Raw genomic sequence first — 15,861 nt, forward strand, 5'->3', positions numbered from 1 at the left:
TACCCAGCAGTTGACTACACTCGTTGTCACACATAGTCTGACAACATGAGTAGTCAGAGCAGCGTCGCTCCGGAAGAATTGTTCCCACTCGGTCCCGATTCACTCACCTGGAAGTATTTCGGCGACAACCGAATCTTCCTGACCGCCCCGTGGAGTGGTGCGATGCAGAACATGCATCCGAAACTCGGCGCAGCGGTCGAGGAGCACTCCCGATTCTTCGACGAGCGGTGGCAACGCCTCAACCGGTCGACCTACCCGATCGAAGGCGTCGTCTACGACGGCGATCGCGCGCCGCAGACAGGCGCCGAGGTGCGCGACTATCACCGCGACATCAAAGGCGTCGACAAGCACGGCCGTCGCTATCACGCCCTGGATCCCGACGTCTTCTACTGGGCACATGCAACGTTTTTCATGGGGATCGTCAATTTCGCCGAGCACTTCGCGGGCGGGCTGACCGAGGCGGACAAACAGCAACTGTACGACGAGCACGTCGACTGGTATCGGATGTACGGCGTCAGCATGCGGCCGGTGCCGAGGAGCTGGGAAGACTTCCAGGACTACTGGGACGACATGTGCCGAAACGTGTTGGAAGACAACAAAGCAACGCGCGACGTACTGGACTTGGGCAGCCTCGATCATCCGTTCTTCCTACCGATTCCCGAGGCGGTGTGGCCGGCCCTTCGCCCCGTCGTCGCGACGGTCTACACCTGGCTCACCGTCGGCATGTTCGATGAACCAGTCCGCAAGCGCATGGGCTACCGCTGGACCCTCGCCGACCGCATCGCATTCAAAGGCGTCGCAGCAGCATCATCGATGACGTCCGGCATCGTGACTCGCTACCTCCCCGAGCGCATGATGCTGCACCCGCGCGCCATGGCCGCGCTCGATCGCGCACGAGGCAAGATCCCCGCCGACGCGCCGCTGCCGCAAACTCCGCGGATGTTCGCACCACCGGTCGACGAATGGGACTCGCCGCGCCACTACAACCCGTACCGGGCGGAATGCCCGGTCGGCAGGGTTCAGCGTCCGATCGGCACCGGTTCGAGCAGCTGACCGCGCGCTTCGGGAGCCGCGGCGCGTAGCGCGTCCGCGGACTCGTCGTCGGGCTGCGCCTGTGACCGAACTTCGGCATCGACACGCGCCAGGTACGTCTCCAACTCACGGTCGATGTCCGCGGCGTCCCACCCGAGCACGGGCGCAACCAGCCGCGCCACCTGCTCGGCACAGTTCTTGCCGCGATGCGGGTACTCGATGGCGATGCGGGTTCGCCGAGCAAGAATGTCTTCCAGATGTAGAGCACCCTCGGCTGCTGCCGCATAGACGATCTCCACCTGCAGGTACGACGGGGCATCGGTCAGCGGTGCAAGGAGTTCCGGCTGTGCCTTCGCCAGCTCCATGACCTCGTCGAGCAACGAGCCGTAGCGGTCGAGCAGGTGCTTGACCCGATACGGATGCAGACCGTAGATCTCGCCGAGGTGCAGCGTCTGATTCACCAACGCGAAGTAGCCGTCGGCGCCCATCAGCGGCACCTTCTGCGTGATCGACGGTGACACCCGGGCCGGAATGTCTTCGGCCGCAGCCTCGACCGCGTCCTCGGCCATGACGCGATAGGTCGTGTACTTGCCGCCGGCAATGGCGATCAACCCCGGCGCAACCCTGGCGACAGCGTGTTCACGTGACAGCTTCGACGTCTCGTCGCTCTCGCCCGCGAGCAACGGACGCAGCCCGGCATAGACACCGTCGATGTCGGCATGGGTCAGCGGAGTCACAAGCACTTGATTGACGCGGGTGAGGATGTAGTCGATATCTGCCTTCGTCGCGGCAGGATGCGCGAGATCCAGGTTCCAATCGGTGTCGGTCGTGCCGATGATCCAATGTGTGCCCCACGGAATCAGAAACAGCACCGATGTCGGGGTACGCAGAATGATCGCCGCCTCGCTGACGATGCGATCCCGCGGCACGACGATGTGCACTCCCTTCGATGCCCGAACCCGAAAACGGCCCTTCTGCCGCGACAGGGCCTGGATCTCGTCGGTCCACACCCCGGTGGCGTTGACGACGACGTGGGCGCGAATCTCCGCCGAGCGACCGTCTTCCGAATCATGCACGCGCACACCGGAAACCCGATCCGCTTCGCGCAGAAAGCCGACAACCTGGGTCGATGTTCGGACGACCGCGCCGTAGTACGCCGCAGTCCGCGCCACTGTCATCGTGTGCCGTGCGTCGTCGACAACGGTGTCGTAGAACCGAATTCCGCCGACGAGGGAGTTTCGCTTGAGGCCCGGTGCCAGGCGCAGCGCGCCCGACCGAGTCAGATGTTTCTGCGCCGGAACCGACTTCGCGCCGCCCAGCTGGTCGTAGAGCAGCATTCCGGCGGCCACATAGGGCCGCTCCCAGCCTCGATGGGTCAGCGGGAACAGGAACGGCAGGGGCTTCACCAGGTGCGGTGCGAGCGTCGTCAGCGACAGTTCGCGTTCACGCAACGCCTCGCGCACCAACCCGAATTCGAGCTGCTCGAGATACCTGAGCCCACCGTGGAACATCTTCGACGACCGACTCGACGTGCCGGACGCAAAATCTCGTGCCTCGACGAGCGCGACCTTGAGGCCGCGGGTCGCAGCGTCGAGGGCAGTTCCGGCGCCGACCACGCCACCGCCGATGACCACGATGTCGAACTGTTCCTTCTGAAGTTGCTCCCACGCGAGGTCACGTTGCTGGGGACCCAGAAACTGCGCTCCTGGCTGCTTCGTCAACGTGAGCTCCTGTCAATTGGCGACGGGTCGAAACCCAGGCTAGTAGCTTTGGTGCCTGAGACGAACGATAAGCCGTCACCGGTGAGTCAGGCGAGCGCAAGTTCCTCGTGGGCGCGCGCAAGCCTCGTCACCGCTGCCTCCAGCACCGGCCCGTCGGAGGTGGTGAAGCACAGACGCATCGAGTTCTGGTAGCCGTCACCTACTGCGAAAGCCGAGCCAGGAACGAAAGCGACGCCCGCCTGCAGCGCAAGCGGCAACAGTTTCTGAGTGTCGGTGCCGTCGAGAAAGTCGATCCAGCAGAACATGCCACCGGTGACGTCGGTGCGCTCGATGACGTCGCCGAACTCCTGATCGACTGCCGCGCAGAGAATCTCGGCCCGTTCCCGGTACGCGGCCCGCACCCCGTCGATGTGGTGTTCGAGCCAGCGGTCGTCGGCGATGAGCTCCGCGACGATCTGCTGCGTCAACGCCGAACCACAGAGGTCGGCACCTTGGCGCACCAATTCGACTGCACGACAGACGTGCTCGGGCGCCTGCAACCATCCGGTCCGCAGGGCGGGAGCGATGATCTTGGACGCGCTCGACAGTCTGATGACCCGATCCGAATACGCCGCAACGGGTCTCGGCGACGGTTCGTCGAACCAGATCTCGCCGTACGGGTCGTCCTCGATCACCCAGAAGCCGAATTGCTCTGCAAGCGCGGCCAACCGGATGCGACGGTCAGTACTCAACGAACGACTTGCGGGGTTGTGAAAGTTGCTGACCGTGTGAACGACGGTCGGACGCACACCCGTCGCGAGGAGTTCTTCCAACGCATCGACCGATAGTCCGTCCGCGTCCATCGGCAGCGCTTCGATCTTCGCGTCGACAGCCCGAAAGGATTGCAGCGCACCGATATACGCAGGGTTTTCGACAACGACGACCGCGCCGGGATCGATCAGCACCTGGGCAAGCAGGCTCAGCGCCTGCTGCGAACCGTGCGTCGTGAAGATTTCGTTCACCCCGACCGGACGGCCACACTGCACAGAGTTGCGCGCGGCAAGCACCTCGCGCAGCCCCGCCCAACCCGGCGTCTCGGTGTACTGCACCGCGCTGAGCCCACCGAGAGCGTCGACCGCTGCCGCTGCAATACGGGCCCGCGGTACCAACTCCGGGTCGGGTAGACCGCCTGCAAGGCTGATGATGTCGGCGCGTGCAGTCACGGTCAGCAGGTCGCGAATCGCGGAGCTGCGCAAACTGTCCAGTCGTCGAGCTAGTTGTGGCGCGGGATGCATGCACGATTTTCTCACGCCTGTGCCAGCATATGAAATGGCCGTCTCACATTATGAGACTAGTCCAAGTCGTCGTGCCGCATGAGCTGCCTGGCGGCCTCGATAACCGAGCCCGACAGCGACGGGTACACCGAGAACGTCTGCGCAAGATCGTTCACCGACAGATTGTTCTGCACAGCGATCGCAATCGGCAGGATCAGCTCCGAAGCGACGGGTGCGACGACGACGCCGCCGATGACGACACCCGTTGCAGGCCGACAGAAGATCTTGACGAAACCGCGGCGCAGGCCGGACATCTTGGCCCGCGGGTTGGTGTTGAGCGGCAGCATGACCGTGCGAGCGGGCACCTCGCCACTGTCGATCGACGCCTGGCTCACGCCGACGGTCGCAATTTCCGGTCGGGTGAACACCGCAGATGCGACGGTCTTCAACTTGATCGGGCTGACGCCCTCGCCGAGCGCGTGATACATCGCGATTCTGCCCTGCATCGCCGCGACCGAAGCCAACGGCAACAGACCCGTGCAGTCGCCCGCCGCGTAGATGCCGGAAACCGTTGTCCGCGAAACCCGATCGACCCGCAGGAAGCCACCCTTGTCGAGCTCGATTCCGACCTTGTCCAGACCGAGCCCATCGGTGTTGGGGACCGAACCAACGGTCATCAGTGCGTGCGAACCTTCGACCGTGCGACCGTCCGACAGGGTCACCAGAATCCCGTCGGCCGTCCGTGTCACGGACTCGGCGCGGGCCTGCTTCACCAGCTTCACACCGCGTTCGGCGAGCGCGTCCTCCAACACCAACGCAGCGTCCTCGTCTTCGTGCGGCAACACGCGGTTGCGGCTCGACACCGACGTCACCTGAACACCCATCTCGGTGTACGCAGATACGAACTCGGCACCCGTCACGCCCGAGCCGACGACGACAAGATGCGTCGGGAGTTCCTCGAGGTCGTAGAGCTGGCGCCAGTTCAGGATCCGCTCACCGTCCGGTTCCGCGCCGGCAAGCACCCGCGGACTCGCACCGGTGGCGATCAACACCACATCGGTGTCGAGGATCTGCTCGGTGCCGTCTGCCAGGATCGCGCGCACCTGGTGCGCGGCGAGCCCAACCCGCGGATCGATGATCTCGCCACGCCCGGACAACAGCGTCACACCGACAGTCAGCAAACGGGCACGAATGTCGCTCGACTGCGCGAAGGGCAGACTTTTCACACGAGAATGAATCTGCGGCAGCGAAATCAGCGCCTGCTCCGGATCGAGGTTGATACCGAGATCGTTGGCGCGCCGGAGATCGGTCCGCACCCCCGTCGACGCGATGAACGTCTTCGACGGCACGCAGTCGTACAGCACACACGCGCCGCCGACGCCATCCGAATCGATGAGTGACACCGACGCCCCATGTTGTGCGGCGACCAGCGCCGCCTCGTATCCAGCTGGTCCGCCACCGATGATCACGATCCGAGTCATAGGCCTAACGCTATTCGAGGCCACCGACCCGTGCACTGCAAAGGCGCGCCGACGTTCACTACCGTAGGTACGTCGCGATAGGCTGGCCGCCGTGCCGATTTATGCCGCGTACGGGTCGAACATGGATCCCGAGCAGATGCTGGAACGCTGCCCGCACTCGCCGATGGCGGGTACGGGCTGGTTGGAAGGCTGGCGGCTGACTTTCAGCGGTGGAGACATCGGCTGGGAAGGCGCACTGGCAACGGTCGTCGAGGAACCGGGATCACGAGTATTCGTCGTGCTCTACGACGTCTCCGACGAGGACGAACAGCGGCTGGACCGCTGGGAGGGCTCCGAACTCGGTATCCACCGCAAGATCCGCCTGCGCGTCGCAACGGCCGATCGGCCCGTGCTCGCCTGGCTCTACGTAATGGACGCATACGAGGGTGGGCTACCGTCCGCGCGCTACATCGGCGTGATGGCGGACGCCGCCGAGAAGGCAGGCGCACCGGAGGAATACGTTCACGACCTACGCACCCGCAACAGCCGCAATGTCGGCCCCGGCACCTTCGGCGGGTTCGAGCAGTAACCGGGCTCGAGCAGTAACACTGCGTCAGCGTCGGCCGGCCGTCTAGGCCGCCGTCGCGAGGTCGGTGTCGCGGCGGCGCTTCTCGAGGTCCCAGTTGCGGAGCAGGACGTCGGTGGCGAAGCTGGCATCGAGCGGCTCACCGGACCAATCAGCAGTGACAGCATCGGGATCGACGTAGTGGTAGCGGCGACTGAGGTCGTCGACGTCGCCGGACAGCAGTGGCGCGTAGTCGATTCTGCGTCCGTCGAGGTCTGCGAAGGTGAAGTGCTGATTGCCGTCGGCGGTGATGGTGAACTGTCCGTCGTGCAATGCGCGATGATGTTCACCGCACAGCAGGGTCAGATTGTCGAGATCAGTCGGACCGCCCCGCGAATAGTAGACAACGTGATGCGCATGCAGAAACCGGGTGCGGCCACAGCCCGGAACTGTGCAGCATCGATCCCGGATCAGCAACTGCCGCAGCAGGGTTCGACTCGGCCGACGTCGAGACCTGTCCCAGGCGATGGTCGGTCCGAGACGCCCGTGCCGGATCAGCCGCACCGACGCGGTGCACAGCACTGTTTCCAGAGTCTGCGAGTCGAGACCGGCTCCGTCGTCGAGATGAGCATGCGGAGCGTCCAGTGCTGTCCCGTCCGGACCCAGGTGGACCAGCACATCGGCGGCCGGCGACACGACCGGAGACTCGGCGGTGCACAGGGTCTCGGCCATCGCCACCATCGCCGGAACCGGATTCGAGGGTGCCGGTGCGGTCAGGTCCGGCTCGTTGTCGTCGGTGCGGGTCCGTTCACACTCGGCGCGGGTGAGGGCGGCGAGGAATCGGGCCCCATCATCGGGACGGAATCGGGCCATCAGAACCAGGTAGCCGTCGTCGTCGTAGAACCACCGCCCACCGGCACGGTCGGTATCTGTGTCATCGGGGGTGCGGGTTTGTCGGACCAGGCCGCGGACGAGTCGGTCCAGATGCGCGGCGGGTGATGGCAGGGCGATGCGCAGCAACGATTCTTCGGTGTGGGGTGTCGCGACCCGGGTGAGAGCACGAACTTTGGAATAGGACACCCGGCCCTCGGCGAACGCCTGCGCGATCCGCGGTAATACGGTGACGGCGTTCGCGACGCGGACCTGTTCACGGGCGGTGTGCAGGCTGACGCCAGCTTTCCAGGACAGCCAGTGGGCAGCGGAGTGCAGTTGCCAGCCGGCCCAGCCGCGGCGGGCGTCGAATTCGGCGAGCAGGACCAGGAACCGTGCGGTGGCGGCGGCGATCTGTCCGGCGAGAGAACAGATTTCGGTTTCGATCTCCTCGATCGGCCGTTCCGCCCAGTGAGTTGTCGGCAGTTCTGTGGTGTTCATCGAATCTCCCCGTTTCGATAGAACTGATGTTCGACAAACCACCGCGGGCCACCGACAGAAACGGATCGCCGAAACGTCCCCGCGGGGACGTCGGAACCCAGCCCACGCGTCCCCGCGGGGACGCCCGAACCCGGTCCGACCGATACCTCTCGACGTCGCGACGACGCCAGCAACCAGCCTCAGGCCGACTCGAGCACCAGGTTCGTCAGGACTCGGACGCCGACCGCGAGAGCACGTTCGTCGAGGTCGAATGTCGGCTGGTGAAGATCGTGCTGCGGACCCTCCCCCGACCAGACGCCGAGTCGAGCCATCGCGCCCGGAACCTCTTCCAGGTACCAGGAGAAATCTTCACCGCCGCCCGACTGCTGTGTGTCGGCAAGCGCATCCGGGCCCACCCGTCGGATGGCGTTCTCGAAAATGCGCGTCGCATGCTCGTCGTTCACCACCGGTGGCACACCCCGGCGGTAGTTCAGTTCGTAACGCACCCCGGTCGGCGCGAGCAATCCGTTGACGATCTCGCGGACCATCGGTTCCAGCAGAACCCAGGTGTCGTGATCGCCCGTACGCACTGTTCCGGCGAGCATTCCGGTCTGCGGTATCGCGTTGAGCGCCTTACCCGCACTCACCGCACCCCAGACCATGACTGTGCTGGTCCGCGGATCGATACGCCTGCTGAGGATGCCGGGTAGTCCGGTGATGACCGTGCCGATCGCGTAGACGAGATCGGTCGTCAGATGCGGACGTGACGTGTGGCCACCCGGCGAATCGAGCACCAACTCGACGACGTCGGCGGCGGATGTGATGGCACCGACGCGGATGCCGACGCGACCGACCTCCAACCGCGGATCGCAGTGCAGCGCATACATTCGCGACACCCCGCTCATGGCGCCGGTCGCGACCACCTCGAGCGCGCCACCGGGAAATACCTCTTCGGCGGGCTGGAAAACGAGCCGAACCCCGACCGGCAGCGACTTCGCCGTGTTCAAGGCAAGCGCAGCACCGAGCAGAATCGTCGTGTGCGCATCGTGACCGCAGGCGTGCGAGACACCGGGGACCGTCGACGCGTATGTCGCGCCCGTGAACTCCTGCAGCGGTAGGGCATCCATGTCGGCACGCAACGCGACGCGTGGACCGTCAGGCCCGATGTCGCAGATCAGGCCGGTGCCGCCGGGGAGCACCTTCGGGGTCAGGCCCGCCTCGGTCAGCTTCGATACGACGAACGCTGTCGTCGCGTACTCGTTGCGCGCCAACTCCGGATTCGCATGAATGTGCCTGCGCCACTTGACAAGGTCTGCCGTATGACGTTCGAGCCACGGCTCGACGAAGTCGTTCATCGGCTCGACCCGATCTTGGTGCGGCGCGCCTGCAGATCGAGCAGGCGAGCCCGCTGGACAGGATCGGTCACCATCTCGATCGTGGTTCGCGCCAACGCGACTGCACCGTCGAGGACGGCGCGGTCCGCCGATGCGTTCACACTCGCCGCAGCGAATGCAGGTTGATGGGTAACCGACCCCTCGGAGTCGATTCCGATGACCGGGTGAATGCCCGGTAGAACGTTCGTCACATTGCCCATGTCTGTGCTGCCGAGGGGCCGCGATCCTTCCAGTTCCGGCGCGATCGGGTCGCGCCCCATCGCCACTATTACTTCACGATATGCCTGCGCCAACTCGCGATCCGGTGTCAGCTCCGTGTACGTCGGCGAGACCGTACGGATCGTGTGAGTACACCCGGTTGCAAGCGCGCCCGCTGCGAAACACGCATACGCACGCTCCTGCAACTCCACCAATGCCGCAGCGGACGTGGCCCGCAGGTAGTACAGCAGTTCGGTGTGCGCGGGAACGATGTTCGGCGCGGTGCCACCAGCACTGACGATTCCGTGCAGCTGCTGCCCCGGTGCCAGATGCTGCCGCAGCAGACCGAGCCCCACCTGCGCCACGGTGATCGCATCCGCGGCATTCCGCCCGTACTCAGGTGCGGCCGAGGCATGCGCGGCACGGCCAGTGAATTCGACTGCGATATCGGCGAGGGCGAGCGAACTTGCCCCAACAATATCGAACGGGCCGGGATGCACCATCAAAGCCATTGCGGCAGTGTCGAATACACCCGCCTCGAGCAGGATCACCTTGCCTCCGCCACTCTCCTCGGCAGGAGTTCCGACAACGGTGACGGTGATACCGACCTCGTCCGCCACGGCAGCCAACGCCACCGCAGCACCGACTGCGGATGCCGCGATGATGTTGTGCCCGCAGGCATGCCCGATCTCGGGCAACGCGTCGTACTCGGCACACAACGCAACGACCAGGTCGCCGCTGCCGTAGGTCGCGGTAAAGGCGGTTGCCATTCCTGCGATGCCCGATTCGATCTCGAATCCGTGCTGCGCAAGCAGTTCGACGATCTTGGCGGCGCTTTTGTATTCGGTGAACGCAAGTTCTGGTTCGGCGTGGATCGAATGCGACAAAGCGATCAAATCGCCGGCAGCAGCCGAGACAACTGTCTCGGTCCGCGCCGAGTCAACACCGAGAGCCATGCCGATCAGTCTCTCACTTGCCGAACTGCAGGTTTGCCTCGCTCGTCTGTACGGCGAGCGCCTCGAGGACCGGGGCGTGCAGACTGGCCTTGATCGTTCCGAGATTCGCGCCGCGGGTGCGGGTCAACTCGGCGGCACGACGGACCGCTTCCGCCAACACCGCGTCACCCTCGGCAGTCCCGTCGACGATCCCCGACGCCAAGGCTTCCGCGCCGCCGACGCGTCGCCCCGTCGTCATGGTCGACACCGCGACCTGGTTGCCGAGTCTGGTCGTGACCAGCGAATTCATGCCGACGGTGAACGGCATGTTGAGCAGCACCTCTGGCAGGCTGTAGTAGCCGCGGTCGGAGCGCATCACCCGGAAGTCGTGTGACGTCGCCGTCATCGCACCTGCGCCGAAGGCGTGTCCGTTGACGGCCGCGACCGTTGCCATGGGAAACGTGAGCAAGCGACTGAAAACGGTGTGTACACGATCGAGGTACCAGTGGATCTTGTCCAGGTTGCCGAACAACCAGTCGGTGTCGAGCCCGTTCGAATAGAACTTGCCGGTCGCCGTCGTGACGAGTGCCGCGGGGCCTTCGCTTGCCGCGACCTCGTCGAGTGTCGCGTGCAGCTCGTCGATCCAGTCGGGATGGAAGCGATTTTCGCTGTCGGTCTGACCCTCGTTGCCGAGGTAGAGGACGAAGACGTCACCGTCGCGCTTCAGATATGGCATGGGAGGAAGGATAGCGAGTGCCTGCCGCCACTACGCTCGCTCCTATGAATGGCTCGCTCATATGAACGCCACCCATGCCGCTGCCGTCATCGCAGCGCGTACCGGTATCGCCGAACATCGTGTCGCGGTTGTGCTCGGATCGGGTTGGCAGGCAGCTGCAGCGGAGTTCGGTGTTCCCAACGCATCGATACCGATGGATGCGATACCCGGTTTCGTGTTGCCCTCGGCGGCAGGACACGTCGGGCGGGTGCTGTCGGTGGACGTCTCGGGGACGCCGGTCCTGCTGTTACTCGGTCGCAGCCATCTGTACGAAGGCTGCGAACCAGCCGACGTTGCCCACCCGATTCGCACGGCATGCGCTGCCGGCGCCGAAACTCTGATCCTCACGAATGCTGCCGGTGGGATCCGGGACGGACTTCGGGTCGGCGAACCCGTCCTGATCGGAGATCACCTCAACCTGACCGGTCGATCGCCGCTGGTCGGTGCCGAATTCGTCGACCTGGTCGATGCTTACGATCCCGGGTTGCGCGCACTTGCCCGCACCGTCGATCCGACCCTGCGCGACGGCGTCTACGCCGGACTGACCGGACCGCAGTACGAGACACCGGCCGAAATTCGCATGCTGCGCACCCTCGGAGCCGACCTCGTCGGCATGTCGACGGTGTTGGAAACGATTGCGGCACGGTCCCTCGGCGCTCGTGTGCTCGGCGTCTCGCTCGTGACGAATCTTGCCGCCGGTGTCACGGGAGAACCGTTGAATCACACCGAAGTACTCGCCGAGGGCTTGGCTGCGGCGCCGCGGATCGGCAAACTCCTTCGCGATGTGGTTGCAGCGCTGTGAGTCCGCTCCAATTCGGGACAGCCGGCCTGCGCGGACCCATGGTCGACGGTCCGGACGGTATGAACCTCGACGTCGTCGTTCGCACGACGGCAGGCCTCGCTTCCTGGCTGCGCGATCGGTGTCTCGGTGGCGGTGTGGTCGTTGTCGGCCACGACGCGCGGCACAACTCGGCCGAATTCGCAACGGCGACAGCCGAAGTCCTCGCGGCGGCAGGATTCGCCGTCAAGGCCCTTCCGAAACCGCTCCCGACGCCGGTCACCGCATTCGCTGTCCGTGCACTCGACGCCGTCGCAGGTGTCCAGATCACCGCGTCACACAACCCCGCAAGCGACAACGGCTACAAGGTCTACGTCTCTGGCGGCGCGCAACTGCTCGCGCCTGCAGACACCGAGATCGAGGCGGCGATCGCACAGGTCGGCGAGGCGGCGGGCGTCGACCGCACCGACGTCGCACCTGTCGACGACGCGCTGCTGCGTCGATATCTCGCTCGGGCGGCAACACTGCCCCGCTCACCCGAACGCACCGTTCGGATCGCGCTCACCGCGATGCACGGCGTCGGTGGCGAGACAGCGGTAGCCGCGCTGCAAGCTGCTGGATTCACCGATATCCACACCGTCGCAGCACAATTCGATCCAGACCCCGACTTTCCCACCGTTGCATTTCCGAATCCCGAAGAACCTGGTGCAGCCGACCTGCTGCTCGAACTCGCCGAGGAGGTCGGCGCCGACGTCGCGATAGCGCTCGACCCCGACGCCGACCGTTGCGCGGTCGGAGTACCCGGACCCGCTGGCTGGCGGATGCTCACCGGCGACGAAACAGGGGCGCTGCTCGGCGATTACGTGCTGGCGGGCGCGAAAGCCGATGCCCTAGTTGCGAGCACGGTTGTCTCGTCGCGGTTGCTTGCCAAGATCGCCGCCGCACGAGGTGCACGGCACGCCGAGACTCTCACAGGCTTCAAATGGCTGGTCCGCGCCGGGTCGGGCCTTGTCTATGCCTACGAGGAGGCCATCGGGCACTGCGTCGACCCGAATGCGGTGCGCGACAAGGACGGCATCACCGCTGCGATCGTCATAGCTGACCTCGTCGCGGCACTTGCCGCACAGGGCCGCAGCGTGCTCGACGTCCTCGACGATTACGCACTGGAATTCGGGCTGCACGCAGGCGTCGGTGTGTCGCAACGGTTCGCTGCAGTTGCCGACATCGCAGCGACGATGGCCCGACTCCGCGCCGAACCACCGAAAACCCTTGCAGACGAATCAGTCTCGACGATCGATCTACTCGAACGGCGTGGGCAGCTGCGTTCTGACACGTTGATCTACGAAACTGCAACTGCGAGAGTCGTTGTGCGTCCGTCCGGTACGGAACCGAAACTCAAGTTCTATCTCGAAGTCGTCGAACCCGTCGCCACGCGCGACGATCTCCCACGGGCGCGCGCTCAGGCGCAAAGCAGGTTGGCGGAACTGCGCGCATTCACCGGCTAACGTGGCCCGAACTGCCTGTCCCCCGCGTCGCCGAGACCGGGGACGATGAATGCCGCGCCGTTGAGACCGTCGTCGATGCTCGCTGTCACCAATCGAACCGGGAAGCCCGATTTCTCCAAGGCCGCAATGCCTTCCGGCGCCGCGACGACGCAGACGGCGGTGATGTCGGTCGCTCCACGGGCGACGAGCAATTCGATCGTGCAGCGCATCGATCCGCCGGTGGCCAACATCGGATCGAGGACGTAGACGGGGATGCCCGCAAGACTGTCCGGCAGTGACTCGAGGTACGAGACAGGTTCGTGAGTCTCCTCGTCGCGGGCCATCCCGACGAACCCGACACGAGCCTGAGGTATCGACGCGCTGGCCTGATCGACCATGCCCAACCCTGCGCGCAGGACCGGTACGAGCAGTGGCGGGTTGGCCAACCGGACACCGCGGGTCCGCGCGACGGGCGTCTGCACGTCGAATTCCTCCGTTGGAGCATCGCGGATGGCCTCGTAGATCAGCATCTGCGTCAGCTCGCGAAGGGCAGCCCGGAAAGCGGCGTTGTCGGTGCGTTCGTCGCGCATCGTGGTGAGCAATGCGGATGCCAGCGGATGATCGACGACCTGAGTGCGCATGGGTGAAACCCTAGTGGCCGAGAGGCTGCGAGCAATCGCAAGAATCCCGAGAAACCCATGGAACCGTTTGGCCATTGCGCGCGTCGAACACTGTGAAGGCACACCGACACCCGGGGGGAATCGCGCGTGAGTGATCTATCGGCCGAGACGGGGGCGATACACGGCTACGGTGCCGTCGCCGACGTCATGGCGATCGGACTGGCGGCCGCAGGTACGGAAACCGCGGCGGCCGGGCCCGCCCTGCTCGGTCCCGCGCTCGGCTTGATCGGTGGGGAGTTCGTCGCCGCATTCGCAGCCGCTCACGCAACTCACCTCGCCACCATCGCCGAACTCACCGGCGTTGTCGCCACGATGGGCACAGCTGCGGTATCCACCGCAGCCGGTTACGTCGGTGTCGATTCGGCGACGGCCGCAGGTCTCGGCAGCACCGACGTAAACGCGCGGGTGTGACGATGATCGACGTCGACGGCCTCGCCAAACCCATCATCGATCTCTTCTCGAGTTTCGGTCCTGGCTTCGTTCCCACCGGTGGCCCCGCCGATGCGTTGGCAGTGTCGTCGGCAACCATCGATTCCGTCCACGCGATCGGGCGCGATGCGATCGACCTGCTCGACTCGTCCTGGTCTGGCGCAACAGCTCTCAATGCGGTCACCAAAGCCGGCCTCACGCAGGACTCGTATGCCAACATCTCCGATCGCGGCACCGATATCGCTGCGGTCGTGGCGACCGCGAGCTCCGACGTGGCTGCGGGAGTCGTCGAGTTGGAGGCGATCCTGCAGTCGTTCGTAGCCATCGTCTCCGCTGCCGCTCCCCTGCTCGCGACCCCGCCCGCGCAGGCGATGGTCGTCGCTGCGGCGGTGGAACACCTCGGTCGCGCACTCGCGGTGGTGGCGAAAGTACGCGCCCAGCTCGCGGTGCACACCGCCAAGATGCTCGAATTCGTTGCGCCGGTGCCAACTCCGACCGCACCGGCCGCCGCGACGACACCAGCATCTGTGCAGGGGCCCTCCGACGCGGCAAAGTTTGTCAGCGGGCTGACCCAGAGCGCCGCAGCACCCGCGGCGCCGCCTGGACTTTTCACCGGCGGAGCGCCGAGCAGAAGCAACGGAGGCGGACCGCCGAGCAAACTGACCGGCGACAAGGGAACCAGACCGGGAATGCGGCCCTCGGACGGCACCGGAGTCATGGTCACGCTCCCCGATGGCAGCACTGCGATGGCACCCAACGAAGAAGCTGCTCGAGCGGTTCGCAACGCGCTCAGCGCGCAGGGCACGCCCTATGTGTGGGGTGGCAATTCGCCGGGCTCGGGACTCGACTGCAGCGGCCTGACCAAGTGGGCATACGGCGACGCCGGGGTCGACCTACCTCGCCTCGCCGACCAGCAGGCGATCGGATCCTCCGTGGGTCCTGGCGACCTCATGCCAGGCGATCTTGCCGTCTGGGACGGCCACGTCGCGATGGTCGTCGGCAACGGAATGATGGTCGAAGCCGGCGATCCCGTCCAGGTGTCCGCCGTCCGCACCGACAACATCGGTATGGCTTTCCATGGCTTCTACCGGCCGACCGAATGAGAATCATATGAGTACCGAGACAACAATTCCTCCCGTGACAACGGTCACGCGGTCCAATCGAAGAGCGACGATCGCAGTCTGCGCCACCGACCAGGGCTTACCCGTCGAGATTCGCGTCGACAGGCAGGAACTGCGATACGGCGCCGCGGCGCTCGCCGACGAGATCATGCGCCTCTGCAGGCAGGCGACCCTCGAAGCAGGTGCGCTGCGCCGCGAAGAACTCGCCGAGGCAGGGATTGCCACCGACGTGCTCGATCGGCTGGGTCTGCCGACTCGCGACCAGGTCGTCACGCAGGAAACGCATTTCGAAGAGCGCGAAACCGCTCCGACATCGTGGTTGCGGCCGGTATGAGCGCCTCGACGGCAGCAGAAATGGACAACCTGGTCGATCGAGCGACCGCCAAGCTGGAGTCCCTCGAAGAGGCACTGGCCGGATTGAGCAGCATTCGCGCTCGCTACACGTCCGACGACGGCTGTGTAACGGCGGAGGTCGACGGCAACGGCACGCTGACCGGCCTCTGGCTGGAAGAGTCGATAACAGCCAAACCTGCGAACGAGGTCGGCCCTTCGATCACTTCGGCGGCACACGAGGCAGCACGGATCGCCGGTGAACGCCGAGCTCAGGTCATCGATCGACTCAATAACGCGTTCGGAGTCGACGGGCCGCAATAGTGCGCGCGCGACGATGTCGATAGGCTTCCGCC

16 protein-coding genes are annotated in these 15,861 nt (G+C 65.1%); 8 read left to right on the forward strand and 8 right to left on the reverse strand.

Annotated elements, in window-relative coordinates:
- Positions 1-45 precede the first annotated feature (45 nt).
- Complete coding sequence (locus JGU71_RS06165) at positions 46-1,053, forward strand: oxygenase MpaB family protein (RefSeq protein WP_199703149.1); 1,008 nt, start codon at positions 46-48, stop codon at positions 1,051-1,053.
- Here the strand turns inward: JGU71_RS06165 and JGU71_RS06170 are convergent.
- From JGU71_RS06170 to JGU71_RS06180, 3 genes are all read right to left on the reverse strand, one after another.
- On the reverse strand, positions 1,020-2,753 hold the full coding sequence (locus JGU71_RS06170) for a glycerol-3-phosphate dehydrogenase/oxidase (RefSeq protein WP_199703150.1): 1,734 nt from the start codon (positions 2,751-2,753) through the stop codon (positions 1,020-1,022). The genes JGU71_RS06165 and JGU71_RS06170 overlap by 34 nt on opposite strands.
- Positions 2,754-2,839: 86 nt before the next feature.
- Complete coding sequence (locus tag JGU71_RS06175) at positions 2,840-4,027, reverse strand: aminotransferase-like domain-containing protein (protein ID WP_199703151.1); 1,188 nt, start codon at positions 4,025-4,027, stop codon at positions 2,840-2,842.
- A 56-nt stretch (positions 4,028-4,083) separates the two neighbouring features.
- Positions 4,084-5,487 (reverse strand): NAD(P)H-quinone dehydrogenase, encoded by a 1,404-nt coding sequence (locus JGU71_RS06180; protein ID WP_199703152.1) that lies wholly within the window; start codon positions 5,485-5,487, stop codon positions 4,084-4,086.
- A gap of 91 nt (positions 5,488-5,578) precedes the next feature.
- On the opposite strand from JGU71_RS06180, the gene JGU71_RS06185 reads away from it, so the two are divergent.
- Positions 5,579-6,055 carry a gamma-glutamylcyclotransferase family protein gene (locus JGU71_RS06185; RefSeq protein WP_199703153.1) on the forward strand — a complete coding sequence of 159 codons (477 nt, stop codon included), beginning with the start codon at positions 5,579-5,581 and terminating at the stop codon, positions 6,053-6,055.
- A gap of 42 nt (positions 6,056-6,097) precedes the next feature.
- Here the strand turns inward: JGU71_RS06185 and JGU71_RS06190 are convergent, their stop codons facing one another.
- The 4 genes from JGU71_RS06190 to JGU71_RS06205 form a co-directional block, all read right to left on the reverse strand.
- Positions 6,098-7,402 (reverse strand): HNH endonuclease, encoded by a 1,305-nt coding sequence (locus tag JGU71_RS06190; RefSeq protein WP_199703154.1) that lies wholly within the window; start codon positions 7,400-7,402, stop codon positions 6,098-6,100.
- A gap of 179 nt (positions 7,403-7,581) precedes the next feature.
- The gene (locus tag JGU71_RS06195; RefSeq protein WP_199703155.1) at positions 7,582-8,736 is read right to left on the reverse strand and encodes a M20 family metallopeptidase; all 1,155 of its coding nucleotides are present in this window, start codon (positions 8,734-8,736) and stop codon (positions 7,582-7,584) included.
- Positions 8,733-9,929: a M20 family metallopeptidase gene (locus tag JGU71_RS06200; RefSeq protein WP_199703156.1), complete on the reverse strand. Its 1,197-nt coding sequence runs from the start codon at positions 9,927-9,929 to the stop codon at positions 8,733-8,735. The genes JGU71_RS06195 and JGU71_RS06200 overlap by 4 nt, the downstream gene beginning before the upstream one ends.
- A gap of 13 nt (positions 9,930-9,942) precedes the next feature.
- Positions 9,943-10,644, reverse strand: a complete 702-nt coding sequence (locus JGU71_RS06205; RefSeq protein ID WP_199703157.1) for an enoyl-CoA hydratase-related protein — start codon at positions 10,642-10,644, stop codon at positions 9,943-9,945.
- Between the two features lie 61 nt (positions 10,645-10,705).
- Between JGU71_RS06205 and JGU71_RS06210 the strand changes: the two genes are divergently transcribed.
- Together JGU71_RS06210 and JGU71_RS06215 are read left to right on the forward strand one after the other, a co-directional pair.
- Positions 10,706-11,485 (forward strand): purine-nucleoside phosphorylase, encoded by a 780-nt coding sequence (locus JGU71_RS06210; protein ID WP_199703158.1) that lies wholly within the window; start codon positions 10,706-10,708, stop codon positions 11,483-11,485.
- Positions 11,482-12,966 (forward strand): phospho-sugar mutase, encoded by a 1,485-nt coding sequence (locus JGU71_RS06215; RefSeq protein WP_307829525.1) that lies wholly within the window; start codon positions 11,482-11,484, stop codon positions 12,964-12,966. Before JGU71_RS06210 ends, JGU71_RS06215 begins: the two co-directional genes overlap by 4 nt.
- Here JGU71_RS06215 and upp read toward each other — a convergent pair.
- Positions 12,963-13,586, reverse strand: a complete 624-nt coding sequence (upp, locus tag JGU71_RS06220) for a uracil phosphoribosyltransferase (RefSeq protein ID WP_199703159.1) — start codon at positions 13,584-13,586, stop codon at positions 12,963-12,965. The genes JGU71_RS06215 and upp overlap by 4 nt on opposite strands.
- 126 nt (positions 13,587-13,712) lie before the next feature.
- On the opposite strand from upp, the gene JGU71_RS06225 reads away from it, so the two are divergent.
- Genes JGU71_RS06225 through JGU71_RS06240 form a run of 4 tightly spaced genes read left to right on the forward strand, consistent with a single transcriptional unit; the run spans position 13,713 to position 15,829 of the window.
- Complete coding sequence (locus tag JGU71_RS06225) at positions 13,713-14,036, forward strand: type VII secretion target (RefSeq protein WP_199703160.1); 324 nt, start codon at positions 13,713-13,715, stop codon at positions 14,034-14,036.
- Positions 14,037-14,038: 2 nt separating this feature from the next.
- On the forward strand, positions 14,039-15,157 hold the full coding sequence (locus JGU71_RS06230; RefSeq protein ID WP_199703603.1) for a C40 family peptidase: 1,119 nt from the start codon (positions 14,039-14,041) through the stop codon (positions 15,155-15,157).
- Positions 15,158-15,191: 34 nt separating this feature from the next.
- Positions 15,192-15,509 carry a hypothetical protein gene (locus tag JGU71_RS06235; protein ID WP_307829526.1) on the forward strand — a complete coding sequence of 106 codons (318 nt, stop codon included), beginning with the start codon at positions 15,192-15,194 and terminating at the stop codon, positions 15,507-15,509.
- The gene (locus tag JGU71_RS06240; protein ID WP_199703162.1) at positions 15,506-15,829 is read left to right on the forward strand and encodes a YbaB/EbfC family nucleoid-associated protein; all 324 of its coding nucleotides are present in this window, start codon (positions 15,506-15,508) and stop codon (positions 15,827-15,829) included. Before JGU71_RS06235 ends, JGU71_RS06240 begins: the two co-directional genes overlap by 4 nt.
- The last annotated feature ends 32 nt before the right edge of the window (positions 15,830-15,861 follow it).

It is taken from the genome of Antrihabitans stalagmiti (genome assembly GCF_016482825.1).
GTDB lineage: Bacteria > Actinomycetota > Actinomycetes > Mycobacteriales > Mycobacteriaceae > Antrihabitans > Antrihabitans stalagmiti.